The sequence below is a fragment of the Pseudomonas brassicacearum genome (assembly GCF_918698105.1).
In the GTDB taxonomy this organism is placed as follows: domain Bacteria; phylum Pseudomonadota; class Gammaproteobacteria; order Pseudomonadales; family Pseudomonadaceae; genus Aquipseudomonas; species Aquipseudomonas brassicacearum_F.
Window position 1 is genome coordinate 1 of record NZ_CAKKMI010000062.1, and the last position, 13754, is coordinate 13754.

General features: G+C 59.3%; 14 protein-coding genes. 9 read left to right on the forward strand and 5 right to left on the reverse strand.

From position 1 onward, the window contains the following. Positions 1–154: 154 nt before the first annotated feature. The 3 genes from LQ215_RS21495 to LQ215_RS21505 are packed head-to-tail and all read right to left on the reverse strand — an operon-like array spanning position 155 to position 3739. Positions 155–736 carry a cob(I)yrinic acid a,c-diamide adenosyltransferase gene (locus tag LQ215_RS21495; protein WP_230152496.1) on the reverse strand — a complete coding sequence of 194 codons (582 nt, stop codon included), beginning with the start codon at positions 734–736 and terminating at the stop codon, positions 155–157. Positions 737–738: 2 nt separating this feature from the next. Continuing rightward, the gene (locus tag LQ215_RS21500; protein WP_230152497.1) at positions 739–2775 is read right to left on the reverse strand and encodes a sensor histidine kinase; all 2037 of its coding nucleotides are present in this window, start codon (positions 2773–2775) and stop codon (positions 739–741) included. A 46-nt stretch (positions 2776–2821) separates the two neighbouring features. Next, positions 2822–3739, reverse strand: coding sequence for a putative 2-dehydropantoate 2-reductase (locus LQ215_RS21505; protein ID WP_230152498.1), 918 nt, complete (start codon positions 3737–3739; stop codon positions 2822–2824). Positions 3740–3881: 142 nt separating this feature from the next. On the opposite strand from LQ215_RS21505, the gene LQ215_RS21510 reads away from it, so the two are divergent. Together LQ215_RS21510 and LQ215_RS21515 are read left to right on the forward strand one after the other, a co-directional pair. Next, a complete protein-coding gene (locus tag LQ215_RS21510) occupies positions 3882–4367 on the forward strand; it encodes a YajQ family cyclic di-GMP-binding protein (RefSeq protein ID WP_186706362.1) in 486 nt (161 codons plus the stop codon). 218 nt (positions 4368–4585) lie between these two features. Next, entirely contained in the window at positions 4586–5428 is an 843-nt protein-coding gene (locus LQ215_RS21515) for a mechanosensitive ion channel family protein (protein ID WP_230152499.1), read from the forward strand. Between the two features lie 163 nt (positions 5429–5591). Here the strand turns inward: LQ215_RS21515 and LQ215_RS21520 are convergent, their stop codons facing one another. Continuing rightward, positions 5592–6854, reverse strand: a complete 1263-nt coding sequence (locus tag LQ215_RS21520) for an OprD family porin (RefSeq protein WP_230152500.1) — start codon at positions 6852–6854, stop codon at positions 5592–5594. Positions 6855–7743: 889 nt separating this feature from the next. On the opposite strand from LQ215_RS21520, the gene LQ215_RS21525 reads away from it, so the two are divergent. After that, positions 7744–8169 (forward strand): HIT family protein, encoded by a 426-nt coding sequence (locus LQ215_RS21525; protein WP_003205052.1) that lies wholly within the window; start codon positions 7744–7746, stop codon positions 8167–8169. 3 nt (positions 8170–8172) lie between these two features. Then, positions 8173–8379: a SlyX family protein gene (locus tag LQ215_RS21530; RefSeq protein ID WP_230152501.1), complete on the forward strand. Its 207-nt coding sequence runs from the start codon at positions 8173–8175 to the stop codon at positions 8377–8379. A 77-nt stretch (positions 8380–8456) separates the two neighbouring features. Here LQ215_RS21530 and LQ215_RS29540 read toward each other — a convergent pair whose 3' ends face one another. Continuing rightward, positions 8457–9062, reverse strand: a complete 606-nt coding sequence (locus LQ215_RS29540) for a cold-shock protein (protein WP_092201468.1) — start codon at positions 9060–9062, stop codon at positions 8457–8459. A 393-nt stretch (positions 9063–9455) separates the two neighbouring features. Between LQ215_RS29540 and LQ215_RS21540 the strand changes: the two genes are divergently transcribed. From LQ215_RS21540 to LQ215_RS21560, 5 genes are all read left to right on the forward strand, one after another. After that, positions 9456–9929 (forward strand): Dps family protein, encoded by a 474-nt coding sequence (locus LQ215_RS21540; RefSeq protein ID WP_014339923.1) that lies wholly within the window; start codon positions 9456–9458, stop codon positions 9927–9929. A 205-nt stretch (positions 9930–10134) separates the two neighbouring features. Continuing rightward, the gene (locus LQ215_RS21545; protein WP_230152502.1) at positions 10135–10476 is read left to right on the forward strand and encodes a ribbon-helix-helix domain-containing protein; all 342 of its coding nucleotides are present in this window, start codon (positions 10135–10137) and stop codon (positions 10474–10476) included. A gap of 219 nt (positions 10477–10695) precedes the next feature. Beyond that, positions 10696–10917, forward strand: coding sequence for an FmdB family zinc ribbon protein (locus LQ215_RS21550; protein WP_003178589.1), 222 nt, complete (start codon positions 10696–10698; stop codon positions 10915–10917). 75 nt (positions 10918–10992) lie between these two features. Next, positions 10993–12768 (forward strand): aspartate--tRNA ligase, encoded by a 1776-nt coding sequence (gene aspS, locus LQ215_RS21555; protein ID WP_230152503.1) that lies wholly within the window; start codon positions 10993–10995, stop codon positions 12766–12768. Between the two features lie 120 nt (positions 12769–12888). Then, entirely contained in the window at positions 12889–13635 is a 747-nt protein-coding gene (locus LQ215_RS21560) for a YebC/PmpR family DNA-binding transcriptional regulator (protein WP_230152504.1), read from the forward strand. The last annotated feature ends 119 nt before the right edge of the window (positions 13636–13754 follow it).

The window sequence follows — 13754 nt, forward strand, 5'->3', positions numbered from 1 at the left end:
GTGTGGCGGGGATTCGGGCGTTTTGGCCTGGGGCTTGATTTTGTGGTGTAACCGCTGACGCCATCGCGAGCAAGCTCGCTCCCACAGGGTTCTGTGAACGCCGAAGATCCAGTGTGGGAGCGAGCTTGCTCGCGATGGCGGCCTCAAGAACGATTCAGCCCTCAGGCTTGGCCGCCGCCACCCAAAGCACCTCCGCCACCCCTTGCCGTCGGGCAATGACCCGCGCGGCCACGAACAGCAGATCCGACAACCGATTGATATAGGCCAGCCCCGGCCCGGCCAGCGGCTCCATGGCGTTCAATTGCTGGCAACGTCGTTCGGCGCTGCGGGCCAGGCTGCGGCAGACGTGGGCCTGGGCCACCAGCGCCGAGCCACCGGGCAGGATGAAATTTTCCAGCGGCCCCAATTCCTCGTTCCACACATCAATCGCGGTTTCCAGTCGCTCGACTTCTGCCATGTTCAGCGCCTGATAGGCCGGCATGGCCAGTTCGCCGCCGAGATCGAACAGCCGGTGCTGACAAGGTTTCAGCACCTCGATGACCTCCTTCAGTGCCGGGTATCGACCCATTTCAGCGGCCAGGCCGGCCAGCAACAACCCCAGTTGGCTATTCAGCGTATCCACTTCGCCGATGGCCTCGACCCGTGGGTGGTCCTTTGCCACGCGGCGACCATCGCCCAACCCGGTTTCACCTTTGTCGCCGGTGCGGGTGTAAATCTTCGACAGGCGAAAACCCATGCTCAGCGCTCCAGTTGTCTGTTTTCCTGCGGCACCAGCGAAGTGCCCGCCAGGGGCAGGCGCAAGGTGAAGCAGGTGCCTTGGCCCGGCGCCGACTGCACTTCCATCTGGCCCTTGTGGTTGTTAGTGATGATGAAATACGAGACCGACAGCCCAAGGCCCGTGCCCTGGCCGATCTCCTTGGTGGTGAAGAAGGGCTCGAAGGTGCGTTTGCGCACGTTCTCGCTCATGCCGATGCCGTTGTCCTCGACCTGGATTTCCGCCCACGGCGGATTCAACCGTGTGCGCAGGATGATGCGTCCCGGTTCGCTGTCGTCCTGGCGTTGATGGATCGCCTGGGCGGCGTTTTTCAGCAGGTTGAGCAGCACCTGTTCCAGCTCGTTGGCTGTGCCGGGCACCGGGCCCAGGTTCGGGTCGAATTGACGGATGATCGCCTGGCCCTTGAAATCGAAACCAATGGCCAGGTCGAAGTCGTTGCCGGCGATTTCCACCGCTTGGTCGATCAGCGCCGGCAGGTCGCAAGGCGCCATCTGCCGGGTGCTGCGACGACTGAAGCTGAGCATGTGGGTGACGATTTTCGCCGCCCGGGCGCCGGCCTGCTGGATGCCGTCGAGCAACTGCGGGATCTCCCGACCCTGGAGGTATCGATTGACCTCCTCTAACGGGATACCCAGCAGCTCGGCCTGTTCGAGGTTCTTGGGCAGGTCCGGCGACAGGCGTCGGCGGATGTTCTGCACGTTGTGCAGGATTGCCCCCAACGGGTTGTTGATTTCATGGGCCATGCCCGCCGCGAGGCCGCCGACCGAGAGCATTTTCTCCGATTGCACCATCATTTCTTCCAGCGACAGGCGCTGGGTGATGTCATCGATCCGGATGACCACGCCACGCCCGGCGCCGCCCATCAGTGGGTAGAAGGTGAGGGCGTAGTGCCGGGCTTCGTCGTCCTTGGTCCAGGTGACGCGTTCGATCTTGGCCACCGTGTGCTGCTCGACGGTCTGCTTGAGCTGCGGTAGGTAGGGTTTGAGCGGTTCGAAGGCGAGGAAAATCGGCTGGTTCAGCGCCTCGTCCAACCGTGTGCCGGAGAGGGCGCTGGCTTCCTGGTTCCATTGGGTGACATAGAGCTGTTCATCGAGGGCGATCAGTGCCGACGGCATCGAGTCGATGATGCTGTTGAGGTAATTCTGAAAGCCGGTGAGTTTTTTCTCGATCTTGCTGCGCACCTGGACTTCCAGCTCCAGCTTGCGATTGGTATGACGGGTTTCTTCCGCCAGGCCCTGGGCCTGGTCGTAGGCGGCCTGGGAGTCGTCCCGGGCGCGCTTGAGTTGCTGCTCCCGGGCTTCGATCCGCGACAACATGGTGTTGAACGCCTCGGCCAGGCTGCCGATTTCATCGTGGTTGCCGCGTGCGGCACGCAGGGCATAGTTCTCTTCGCGGGTGACCTGGCGTGACAGTTCTTCAAGTTGATGAATCGGCTGGGTGATCAGGCGCTTGATCTGCTGGGCAATGATCAGCCACAGCAACACGCTGAAAATCAGGATGCCGAGGCTGGCAGTCAGGGTGCCGGTGTAGAATGCGGTCGGCAATTCGCTGCTGGCCACCAGTAGCAAATGGCCGGGCAGCGTGCCGGGACGGGGCAGGGTAATGACCTGGTTGCTGCGAAATTCACCGGCCTGCCAAGCCTGCATATTGCGGTAATGGTCCGGCAGCTTGAGTTTTTCGGCATGTTGCAGCTGCGCCAAGCGTTCGCCCTGGCCGTCGTACAGTGCCGCCGCCCGCAGCGGTGCGTAGCTGTTGAGCTCGTCGAGCAAGCGTTGGGCGCTTTGTGGCGATTGCAGGGCGTCGGAGATCAGGCTCGGGTTGGCCACCAGCCGGCCAATGGTCTGCAGGGCCTGGGGCGCCATGCTTTCCTGGGAGATGTAGTAGGCGGCGCTGATAAAGGTCAGGTTGGCCACCAGCAGGACAGTGGTCAACAACACCAACAGGGCGGCCAGCAGTTTCTGGCCGACCGGGAGGTTTTCAAGGCGCTGGCGCAATGGCATCAGACTCGTCGCTAAGAAGGAATACGAGGGCCAGCGTAGCCGCTGCTCAGTCGCTGGGCAATCCGAGGTTGTGCAAGTGGACAATCAGTCGCTGGCGCAGTTGTTCCAGGTGCGGCACGCTCAGTTCATGGCGTTGGGCGACCTTGCAGGCGTAACCGAGCAAGTAGCTGATTTCGGTGCGGCGCCGATTGGCGACGTCCTGGTACATCGAGGAGTAATTGGCGGCCGTGGCCTGGATCACCCGTTCGACTTCCGGCTGCAACTCTTCGGCCGCCGCGGGCTGGCCGCAGCGTTCGAGCAGGTCGGTGAGCTCTGCGCACAGGGTCGCCACTTCGCAGCGGTGTTCCTGCAAGCCGCCGTTCTTGCAGTGGTACAGCACGGTCAGCGGGTTGATTGCGCAGTTGAGTGCCAGCTTGCGCCAGAGCCGGGTGAGGATGTCGGCGCTCCATTCGTGGGCAATGCCGGCGGCGGTCAGGTCGTCGAGCCAGAACGGCGCCACTGGGTGAGCAGGATCGCCCAGCCAGGTGTAGCCGTGGCCGGCGAACACCACGCGCCAGTCACCGTCGCGGAACGCGCCTTCGGTGCTGGAGGCGCTGATGCACCGGGCTTGGGGTACGCAATTGGCCACCGCGTCCTGGCTGCCGAGGCCGTTCTGCAACAGGATCAGTTCCGATTCGGCGTCCAGGCGATGGGCCACCGAGGCCACGGCCGCTTCTGCGTCGTAGGCTTTGCAGGCCAATAGCAGGCGCCTGATCGGTTCCGGGCTGTCCGCCGTTTCGCCAGGCACCGGGTAGCTCTGCGCCAGGCCCTGTTCCACCAGCGTCAGGCCGCCGGCACTGCGGTAGGCCTGCAAACGCGCTTCGTTGCGCAGCACCAGCCGCACCGGCAACCCGGCCCGGGCCAGACGCGTGGCCCACAACGTGCCGAGACTGCCGGCCCCCAGCACATGCCAGGTGGTGGACATCAGTTTTTTACTCGGATTGGCGCAGGCATCTGGGGGCTCGCAGTGTCGGCAGGAAAAGAGCCGTTATAATGAGCCCGATTTTAACCACAAGCCAAGCGCGCGCCGTTGATACTGGCGCGCCTTTTTATTTGGAGAACACTACATGCCGTCATTCGACGTGGTATCCGAACTGGACAAGCACGAAGTCACCAACGCGGTTGAAAACGCCGTCAAGGAACTCGACCGTCGTTATGACCTCAAGGGCAAGGGCAGTTTCGAGTTCAAGGAAAAAGACCTGACCGTGAACCTGACCGCCGAAGCCGATTTCCAGCTCGAGGCGATGATCGAGATCCTCAAGCTGGCGCTGGTCAAGCGCAAGATCGACGTGCAGTGCCTTGAGGTCAAGGACGCCTATGCCTCGGGCAAGCTGATGAAACAGGAAGCCGTGCTCAAGGAAGGCATCGACAAGGAACTGGCGAAGAAGATCGTCGCTCATATCAAGGACGCCAAGCTCAAGGTGCAAGCCGCCATCCAGGGCGAGCAGGTGCGGGTCACCGGCAAGAAGCGTGACGACTTGCAGGAAGCCATTGCGGCATTGCGCGCCAAGGCATTCGACATGCCCCTGCAATTCAATAACTTCCGCGACTGACCCCTTCGGTTATAGGGAAACACTGTGGCGAGGGGACTTGCTCCCGCCGGGCTTGTGTAGGAGCTGCCGAAGGCTGCGATCTTTTGATCTTTTGATCTTTCGCTTGGGACTCAAGTGTCTGGGGAAAGATCGCAGCCTCGTTGCACTCGACAGCTCCTACACAACTCCCAGGCTTGCGCGCCACAAAATGCTGCGTGCAACAGGAATAGGAGAGAAAGATGGACTTGAACGCTGAAGTGGACAACCTGGTCAAGGCTTCCCAAGCCTGGATTCCGTTGGTCATGGAATACGGCAGCCGCGTGTTGCTGGCCGTCATCACCCTGGCCATCGGCTGGTGGTTGATCAACAAAGTGACGCAGAAACTGGGCGCGCTGCTGGCTTTGCGTAACGCCGACCTGGCGCTGCAAGGGTTTATCAGTACCCTGGCCAACATCATCCTGAAGATATTGCTGATCGTCAGCGTCGCTTCGATGATCGGTGTGGAAACCACTTCGTTCGTCGCTGCCATCGGTGCCGCCGGCCTGGCGATTGGCCTGGCCTTGCAAGGTAGCCTGGCGAATTTCGCCGGTGGCGTGCTGATCCTGCTGTTTCGCCCGTTCCGCATCGGTGACTGGATCGAAGCCCAGGGTGTGGCCGGTACGGTCGACAGCATCCAGATCTTCCACACCGTGATTCGCACCGGTGACAACAAGACCGTTATCGTGCCAAACGGCAATCTGTCGAACGGTATCATCACCAACACCAATCGCCAGCCGACCCGCAAGGTTGTGTTTGATGTCGGCGTGGATTACCAGGCTGACCTGCAAAAAGCCCGGGAAGTGTTGTTGGCGTTGGCCAAGGATGAGCGCGTGCTGGCTGATCCAGCGCCTGAAGCGGTGATTTCCACCTTGGGCGACAGTTCCATCACCGTGTCGCTGCGCATTTGGGTCAAGACGGCGGATTATTGGAACGTGATGTTCATGCTCAATGAACAGGCGCGGGATCGCTTGAAGGCGGAGGGTATTGATATTCCGTTTCCACAGCGAGTGATTCGGGTGGTTCAGGAAGGGCCAGCGCAATAATATTCGACTATAACTTGGCGCTAGGGTCAGGTTATGGTTAGTTAGCTTGCTAATTAACAAGTTGCGTTAAAGCTGACATGCGGTGGATATAAAAAAACCGCTCACCTGGATCAGGTGAGCGGTTTTTGTTTGTTGCGGGTGCAGCTATCGAACTAGCACTGAATTACAAGATGCTCAGTGGGTATTCGACGATTACGCGGAAGTCGTTGTTGTCGTTGCCGTTGATGTCGTTATAAGAGGTATTAGCACGGTAGAACGCGCTACGAACGCGGAAAGACAGGTCTTTCGCTGGGCCGCTCTGCATAACGTACTTGGTTTCGAAATCCAACTCGTGCTCTTTACCCTCACCGTCAGCAGTGGAGATGTTGTCACCTTTGACGTAACGAGTCATGAAGCTCAGGCCAGGAACGCCGTAAGTCTTCATGTTCAGGTCGTAACGAGCCTGCCAGGAGCGCTCGTCTTCGCCGTTGAAGTCGGAGTACTGGATGGAGTTGGCGAGGAAGATAGTGCCATTGCCGTCAGCACCGTAGGCGTAACCACTGGAGCCAGTGGAGCGCTGGTGGGCCAAGGTGAATTTGTGAGCACCGATGCTGTAGGCTGCTGCAAGGGACCAGATGCGGTTGTCAACGTCACCGCTGAGTTCCTGACCCTGGCTCTTTGTATCATAGCCGTTGAAGTCGAAGTTCAGGGACTGATCTTCGTTAATCGGCAGGGTATAGTTCAGGTTGATGTATTTCTTTTTGTAGTAGTCTTCGATATCCGAAGCAGCTACACCGGCTACAAAATTGTCGGTAAATTGGTAGGTTGCACCAGCAATGTCTGCGGATTTCAAGCCCGTGCCGTTGATGCTGTCGTGCCCCATGTGATTCTGTCCGCTGATCGCGGTAAACCGACCAGCGCTCAGTTCCAGACCTTTGATTTCCTTGCTGGTGATCAAGGTCCCGGTGGCGACTTCTGGAAGCAGACGGCTGTCATCGGTGGAGAAGACAGGGCTGGCAACGTATTGGCTGCCGTACTTCAGGACGGTATCGGAGATACGGAACTTGACTGCACCGCCACCGATCGATTGGGTGTCTTCTGGCCGGCCTTCGCTATCGGCACCGAACATGCCATTACCAGTACGGCCACGGCCGCTGTCCAGTTTGACCATGCTGTTGACCAAGGCGTCCACACCGAAACCAACGGTACCTTGGGTGAAGCCAGACTCGTACGTAGCACGCACGGCAAGGCCAGTTTCTTCACGATAGCTTTGTGAGGCGCTTGAGTTGTTCTTGAAGTCACGGTTCATGTACAGCATACGGCTCAGAACGTTCAAGCTCTGATCTTCAAAAAAGCCCTTGGATTCTTCCTGGGAAGAGGCCATTGCGAACTGCGAGGTACTGGCCGATACAGCCAGTGCGATCATGCTCCACTTCATCACGCGCATCGTGATTTGCTCCTTTGGTTTTTAGAAGAGTACTGCCGTCCCACCTGTTTTTTTATCTGGGCGGCTCTTTCTTTTTGTGTCGGCGCAAACTTATATCACGTCGACATTCTTTGGCGATACTTGCCCATTCAACCTTTCAGCTTCTTTACGACCATGTCGCCAATGGCTCGATCCATGTCGTATTTCTGCTGCTCCGACGCAACCGTATTCACAACTTTGATGTTGTTTTTCTTTCCGGCATCGGTGTAAAGAGTCCGTCATTACCGCGCTTGAAGCTCCTGAGGGCAGCCTTGCCACTTTAATTTTGTATGTCGGCAGGTTCCCGCTTCCGGCGAGCCCTTTGGACAGTGCGAGTATGAATGCAACAAGCATGCTCAAACCCGTATTTCTTTTACATTTTTTTCACATTTGAACGGTTGACGCGGTGAAACCTCATGAAACCGGGCTCCAAAGGCCTTGTTTTAAATAGGGTTGACTCGTGTGCGGCTCTCGTGTTGGACATCGAAAAACGTGGCAAGACAACCAAAAACGTTACCGGTTCACCCTACCCAGTGAGTAAATCACGGATACTTTGTGCACTGAGCGTAGACGCACTGTGCTGTTTTGGTGCAAAAAATTTTCAAGCTGTACGAAAATCTTACAGCCTCGATGCCTTGCTCGAGCTCTGGCACGGTCCTCTCGAGACCCCGTCATGCCGTCTGCGCCGTGTTGGTGCGTCAGCTTGCACGGCTTGATGCCGCCTGTTGAAAAAAATCACTCGAAGGCCGGGCATCGGGACGGTACGCAGTGATCGATCCGGCGTTCGCGGGTATGCTGCGCATCTGAGTCCGATGCAGGCCTACGGGCCGCCAAACCGGGCAGAACCGATAACGAGCGAGGAGTACACGCGGTGTTCGCTTTAGATCCACGACTGCAACAAGACACATTGCCCATCGGTGATTTCCCGTTGTGCCGGTTGCTCTTGTCCAACGATTCGAACTATCCGTGGTTCATCCTCGTACCGCGGCGGGAAGATATCAGCGAATTGTTTCAATTGGATGACGCCGATCAACAACAGCTGTGGAAAGAAACCACGGCGCTGGCCGAAACCCTCAAGGATTCGTTTGACGCCGACAAGATGAATGTTGCAACCCTGGGTAACGTCGTCAGTCAATTGCACATGCATGTCATCGTGCGCAAGCGTGATGACGCCGCCTGGCCTGCGCCGGTCTGGGGCAAGCACCCGGCCCAGCCCTATAATGCAGGGCAGGTCGCGGCCATTCGTGAACGGTTGCGAGTGGCCTTGACCGATGATTTCAAGTTTCTGGAGGGCTGAACCATGAACCTTGAAGACCGTGTAACCGAGCTGGAAAGCCGCCTGGCGTTTCAGGATGACACCATCCAGGCATTGAACGATGTACTTGTGGAGCAGCAGCGGATCGTCGAGCGCCTGCAGCTGCAGATGGCGGCGTTGCTCAAGCGCCAGGAAGAAATGGCCGGGCAGTTCGAGTCGTTCGAAGAAGAGGCGCCGCCGCCTCACTACTGATTGGGCCCGACGCTCGTTTGACGGGCAATAAAAAACCGCGAGCAGCCAGGCTGCATCGCGGTTTTTTTACGCCTGGATCAGCGGCGCGGCAGCGCGGCGATCACATCTTCGGCCTGCAGGCCCTTGTCGCGGTTCATCACGGAGAACTCCACGCGCTGGCCTTCCACCAGGACGCGATGGCCTTCGCCACGAATGGCCCGGAAATGCACGAAAATGTCATCGCCGGAGTCGCGGGAGATGAAGCCGAACCCTTTGGACGTGTTGAACCACTTCACCGTGCCGGTATCGCGGTTGGACATGTCGTAGTTCTGTGCAGCGGCGGTCGGCGACGACTTCTTGTAGAAGCTGACGGCCAGGTGCAGTGCCACGGCGAGCAGTGCTGCACCCAGGCTGAACAGAATGGCCGGTTGGCCGCCGATTTCCGGCATAGGCGCCAGCAGGGCCAGGGTTTGCAGGGCAACGGCCAGCACCAGCAGGGCGCTGACCAGGTTTTGCAGTTGGTGGCGTGGACCTTTGTTCCAGTAAGGGATAACAGGTGCAAGGGTCAGGTTGAGCAGGCCGAAAAAGGCCAGGTACAGTGCATCGGGGTGTTGCAGGTAAGGTGTGGCTTCGGAACCCAGGCTAGGGATGAAGGACAGCAGCAGGGCAGCTGCGCCCATTAGCAAGTGGACGATTTTCAACATTTTGATTGGCTCACGGTTAAGACAGGTCACAAGGAAGAGCTGGTCGGGTGCGGTTCGCTTCGAAACAATGAGAGGCGTTGGACACGTACCCGAATCAGCCTATGCGCCACGCCCGGGAAAATAGGCGTAGCGACACACTGCCTATTTAACAGCAAAGCCCCGGCCTTCTCAAACTCGTTACGGGCGCGTACCGCGCTGTTCGTCGGCCGAAAAAGACCCGCCGGTGCTTGAAGGTGCAGGTAAACGGCGTTGAATTCCCCAGGGTGTCGGAACCGCCCGCTGTCCCGGCTTGTCGGTTCAGGAGGGCTGGCGATCTGTCGCAGGCCATAGGCGGCCAAAACCACTAGAGTTTGGGGCGTTGTCGAATTCATCACCGTCAGGAGATCAACCAACATGGCAATTGATATCGGTATCAGTGAAGAAGACCGCAAATCCATCGTCGACGGGCTTTCGCGCCTGCTGTCGGACACCTATGTGCTGTATCTCAAGACCCACAATTTCCATTGGAACGTCACGGGGCCGATGTTTCGGACCCTGCACCTGATGTTCGAGGAGCAATACAACGAGCTGGCCCTGGCGGTGGACCTGATTGCCGAGCGAATCCGCGCCCTGGGTTTCCCGGCTCCGGGGGCTTACTCGGTGTACGCGCGCTTGTCTTCTATTAAAGAAGAGGAAGGCGTGCCTGGCGCCGAAGACATGATCCGGCAGTTGGTCGAAGGCCAGGAAGCGGTGACGCGCACGGCCCGTGGCATCTTTCCTTTACTGGACAAGGTCAGCGATGAGCCCACCGCCGACCTGCTGACCCAGCGCATGCAGGTTCACGAAAAGACGGCGTGGATGCTGCGCGCGTTGCTGGAGGGGCAGTAACTCCCGGCAGGTGATGACGTGGCGTGGGCAATATTCCCTGCGTGCGGCGTGTAGGACGACGTAATTCGTCGCCTGCCAGCTGTTGGCTTGTCCTACGTCCATGGTCATAAAGTCGTCTGGAACTGGCGATGCCGTTGAGCTTCCATAGAGCCACAGATGGAGTGTTCCAACTGAGAGGTTCGTATGGCAAAGGAGTGTCAACGGTATGATTCAAGGAAAAGAACCGGGGGAGGGTGTGCATGGGCGTTTCCAGCCCATCAGCGTCGATCCGTTCGTCAGGGGGTTCGATATGGGGTTGGTGCGTCCCCTGGCCCGGTCCATTCGTCTGAACGGGTTCGCCACGTGTCTGCGGCTGGAACAGGTCTATTGGGATATCCTCGGCGACATGGCCCAGCTCAACAGCTGCTCCATCAGTACGTTGCTGTCCCATGTCGACAGGGAGGTGCACCTGCGTCATGGCGGGGTGCGCAATTTCAGCGCGCTGGTGCGTGTGGTTTGCGTGGTGCACAGTTTGAAGGAAACCGGGATGGATCATGGTGCGGCGTAGGAGCTGCCGAAGGCTGCGATCTTTGGATCTTGATCTTGCGCTTGCGACTCAAGTGTCTGGGGCAAGATCGCAGCCTCGTTGCACTCGTCAGCTCCTACACAGCATCCGGCAATGGCCTGTGCGCTTACGGCTGCACAGGCCGCATTTAATGGATATAATCCCGCTCTTTGCCGCAAAGCCCAGCCTTTGCGCGAGTAACCTGATCGCCGAGACAACCCCATGCCGATGTACGACTATCAATGTGCTTCCTGTGGTCATCAGATGGAAGCCATTCAAAAGATCAGCGCGGCACCGCTGGTCGACTGCCCTGCCTGCCAGGCGCCAGAACTGAAAAAGATGCTGTCCATGCCTGGTTTCCGCCTCGGCGGCACAGGCTGGTATGAAACCGACTTCAAGACCGGCGCCAAGAAGAATTTGGCCGGTGGCGACAAAGCTGATTGAGTTGAACACGCGCGAGTGCTTGCACGGGCAGGTCCTCCAACCGAATTTCGAATTACGAGAAGTGAAACCACTACCATGATGCGCAGCCATTATTGCGGCCAACTGAACGAAAGCCTGGAAGGTCAGGAAGTTACTCTTTGCGGATGGGTCCATCGTCGCCGTGACCATGGCGGGGTGATTTTCCTCGATATCCGTGATCGTGAAGGCCTGGCCCAGGTGGTGTTCGATCCGGACCGCGCTGACACCTTCGCCACCGCCGACCGCGTGCGCAGCGAATACGTGGTCAAGATCACCGGCAAGGTGCGCCTGCGTCCGGCCGGTGCCGGCAACGCCAACATGGCGTCCGGCATGATCGAAGTGCTGGGTTACGAGCTGGAAGTGCTCAATGAATCGGAAACCCCGCCGTTCCCGCTCAACGAGTACTCCGACGTGGGCGAAGAGACCCGCCTGCGCTACCGCTTCATCGACCTGCGTCGCCCGGAGATGGCCGAGAAGCTGCGCCTGCGTTCGCGCATGACCACCAGCATCCGTCGTTACCTGGACGAGAACGGCTTCCTCGACGTCGAGACGCCGATCCTGACCCGCGCCACGCCGGAAGGCGCCCGCGACTACCTGGTGCCGAGCCGTACCCACCCCGGCAGCTTCTTCGCCTTGCCGCAATCGCCACAGCTGTTCAAGCAGCTGCTGATGGTGGCCGGGTTCGATCGCTACTACCAGATCGCCAAGTGCTTCCGCGACGAAGACCTGCGTGCCGACCGTCAGCCTGAGTTCACTCAGATCGACATCGAGACCAGCTTCCTCGACGAAAAAGACATCATGGGCCTGACCGAAGGCATGATCCGCAACCTGTTCAAGGAAGTGCTGGGCCTGGAATTCGGCGAGTTCCCGCACATGACCTTCGAAGAGGCCATGCGCCGCTACGGTTCCGACAAGCCAGACCTGCGCAACCCGCTGGAGCTGGTGGACGTGGCTGACCAGCTCAAGGACGTCGACTTCAAGGTGTTCAGCGGCCCGGCCAACGACCCGAAATGCCGTATCGCGGCCCTGCGTGTTCCTGGCGGGGCAAGCATGCCGCGCAAGCAGATCGACGACTACACCAAGTTTGTCGGCATCTACGGTGCCAAGGGCCTGGCCTACATCAAGGTCAACGAGCGCGCCGCGGGTGTTGATGGCCTGCAATCGCCGATCGTGAAGAACATCCCTGAAGCCAACCTCAATGTGATCCTCGATCGCGTGGGCGCGGTTGACGGCGACATCGTGTTCTTCGGCGCCGACAAGGCCAAGATCGTCAGCGAAGCCCTGGGCGCGCTGCGCATCAAGCTGGGTCACGACCTGAAGCTGCTGACCTGCGAGTGGGCGCCGATGTGGGTCGTTGACTTCCCGATGTTCGAAGAAAACGACGACGGCAGCTTCTCCGCGCTGCACCACCCGTTCACCGCGCCGAAGTGCTCGCCTGAGGAGTTGGAGGCCAACCCGGCCACCGCCCTGTCGCGCGCTTATGACATGGTCCTGAACGGTACCGAGCTGGGTGGCGGTTCGATCCGTATCCATCGCAAGGAAATGCAGCAGGCAGTGTTCCGCCTGCTGGGCATCAACGAAGCTGAGCAGGAAGAGAAGTTCGGCTTCCTGCTCGACGCCCTGAAGTACGGTGCACCGCCCCACGGTGGCCTGGCCTTCGGCCTGGACCGCCTGGTGATGCTGATGACCGGCGCCCAGTCGATCCGTGAAGTGATCGCGTTCCCGAAAACCCAGAGCGCGGCCGATGTCATGACCCAGGCGCCGGGTGTGGTGGATGCCAAGGCGTTGCGCGAGTTGCACATTCGTCTGCGTGAACAGCCAAAGGCTGAGTAAGGCTGGCACCTGAGAGGGCGCATCTTCGGATGCGCCTTTTCATTGGAGTCGATATTTCTGATTGCCGGCCACTGCGCACGCGCAGGGCGGGCAATGTTCCAAAGAGAAACGGAGCGAGTTATGGCAGGTCATTCCAAGTGGGCGAACATCAAGCACCGCAAAGAACGTCAGGATGCCAAGAGAGGCAAGATCTTCACCAAGTGGATCCGTGAGCTGACGGTCGCGGCCCGCCAGGGTGGCGGCGACCCGGGTTCCAATCCGCGCTTGCGCCTGGCCCTGGACAAGGCGCTGGGTGCCAACATGAGCCGCGACATCATCGACCGGGCCATCGCCCGTGGCGCGGGTGCCACCGAGGCTGACAACGTTGAAGAGCTGACCTACGAAGGTTATGGCCCGGGCGGCGTGGCGGTGATGGTCGAATGCATGACCGACAACCGCAACCGTACTGCCGCCGCCGTGCGTCACGCGTTCAGCAAATGCGGTGGCAACCTGGGCACCGATGGTTCGGTGGCTTACCTGTTCGAGCGCAAGGGGCAGATCAGCTTCGCGCCGGGCCTCGATGAAGATGCCCTGACGGAGGCGGCCCTGGAGGCCGACGCCGATGACGTGGTCAGCCACGATGACGGCTCGTTCGACGTGTTCACTTCGTTCGCCAGCTTCTATGCCGTGCGCAACGCCCTGGAGGCCGCCGGTTTCAAGCCTGCCGACGCGGAAATCGTCATGCAGCCGACCACCAGTGCCGAACTGGACCTGGAAGGCGCCGAGAAGGTGCTCAAGCTGATCGACATGCTGGAAGACCTGGACGATGTGCAGAACGTCTACTCTAACGCTGACATTCCGGAGTCGGTGGCTGAACAGCTGGGCTGAGAAGGCCTGTTCAAATATTGACGATGGCCAATGATCAACCTGTGGGAGCGAGCTTGCTCGCGATAGTGGTACATCAGTCAACACTGAGCTTGCTGATCCAACGCCATCGCGAGCAAGCT

Excerpts from the sequence above, each read along its gene's own strand:
- LQ215_RS21495 (WP_230152496.1), bottom strand. The coding sequence starts at position 736 with ATGGGTTTTCGCCTGTCGAAGATTTACACCCGCACCGGCGACAAAGGT.
- LQ215_RS21500 (WP_230152497.1), bottom strand. The coding sequence starts at position 2,775 with ATGCCATTGCGCCAGCGCCTTGAAAACCTCCCGGTCGGCCAGAAACTG.
- LQ215_RS21505 (WP_230152498.1), bottom strand. The coding sequence starts at position 3,739 with ATGTCCACCACCTGGCATGTGCTGGGGGCCGGCAGTCTCGGCACGTTG.
- LQ215_RS21510 (WP_186706362.1), top strand. The coding sequence starts at position 3,882 with ATGCCGTCATTCGACGTGGTATCCGAACTGGACAAGCACGAAGTCACC.
- LQ215_RS21515 (WP_230152499.1), top strand. The coding sequence starts at position 4,586 with ATGGACTTGAACGCTGAAGTGGACAACCTGGTCAAGGCTTCCCAAGCC.
- LQ215_RS21520 (WP_230152500.1), bottom strand. The coding sequence starts at position 6,854 with ATGCGCGTGATGAAGTGGAGCATGATCGCACTGGCTGTATCGGCCAGT.
- LQ215_RS21530 (WP_230152501.1), top strand. The coding sequence starts at position 8,173 with ATGAACCTTGAAGACCGTGTAACCGAGCTGGAAAGCCGCCTGGCGTTT.
- LQ215_RS29540 (WP_092201468.1), bottom strand. The coding sequence starts at position 9,062 with ATGTTGAAAATCGTCCACTTGCTAATGGGCGCAGCTGCCCTGCTGCTG.
- LQ215_RS21540 (WP_014339923.1), top strand. The coding sequence starts at position 9,456 with ATGGCAATTGATATCGGTATCAGTGAAGAAGACCGCAAATCCATCGTC.
- LQ215_RS21545 (WP_230152502.1), top strand. The coding sequence starts at position 10,135 with ATGATTCAAGGAAAAGAACCGGGGGAGGGTGTGCATGGGCGTTTCCAG.
- LQ215_RS21550 (WP_003178589.1), top strand. The coding sequence starts at position 10,696 with ATGCCGATGTACGACTATCAATGTGCTTCCTGTGGTCATCAGATGGAA.
- aspS (WP_230152503.1), top strand. The coding sequence starts at position 10,993 with ATGATGCGCAGCCATTATTGCGGCCAACTGAACGAAAGCCTGGAAGGT.
- LQ215_RS21560 (WP_230152504.1), top strand. The coding sequence starts at position 12,889 with ATGGCAGGTCATTCCAAGTGGGCGAACATCAAGCACCGCAAAGAACGT.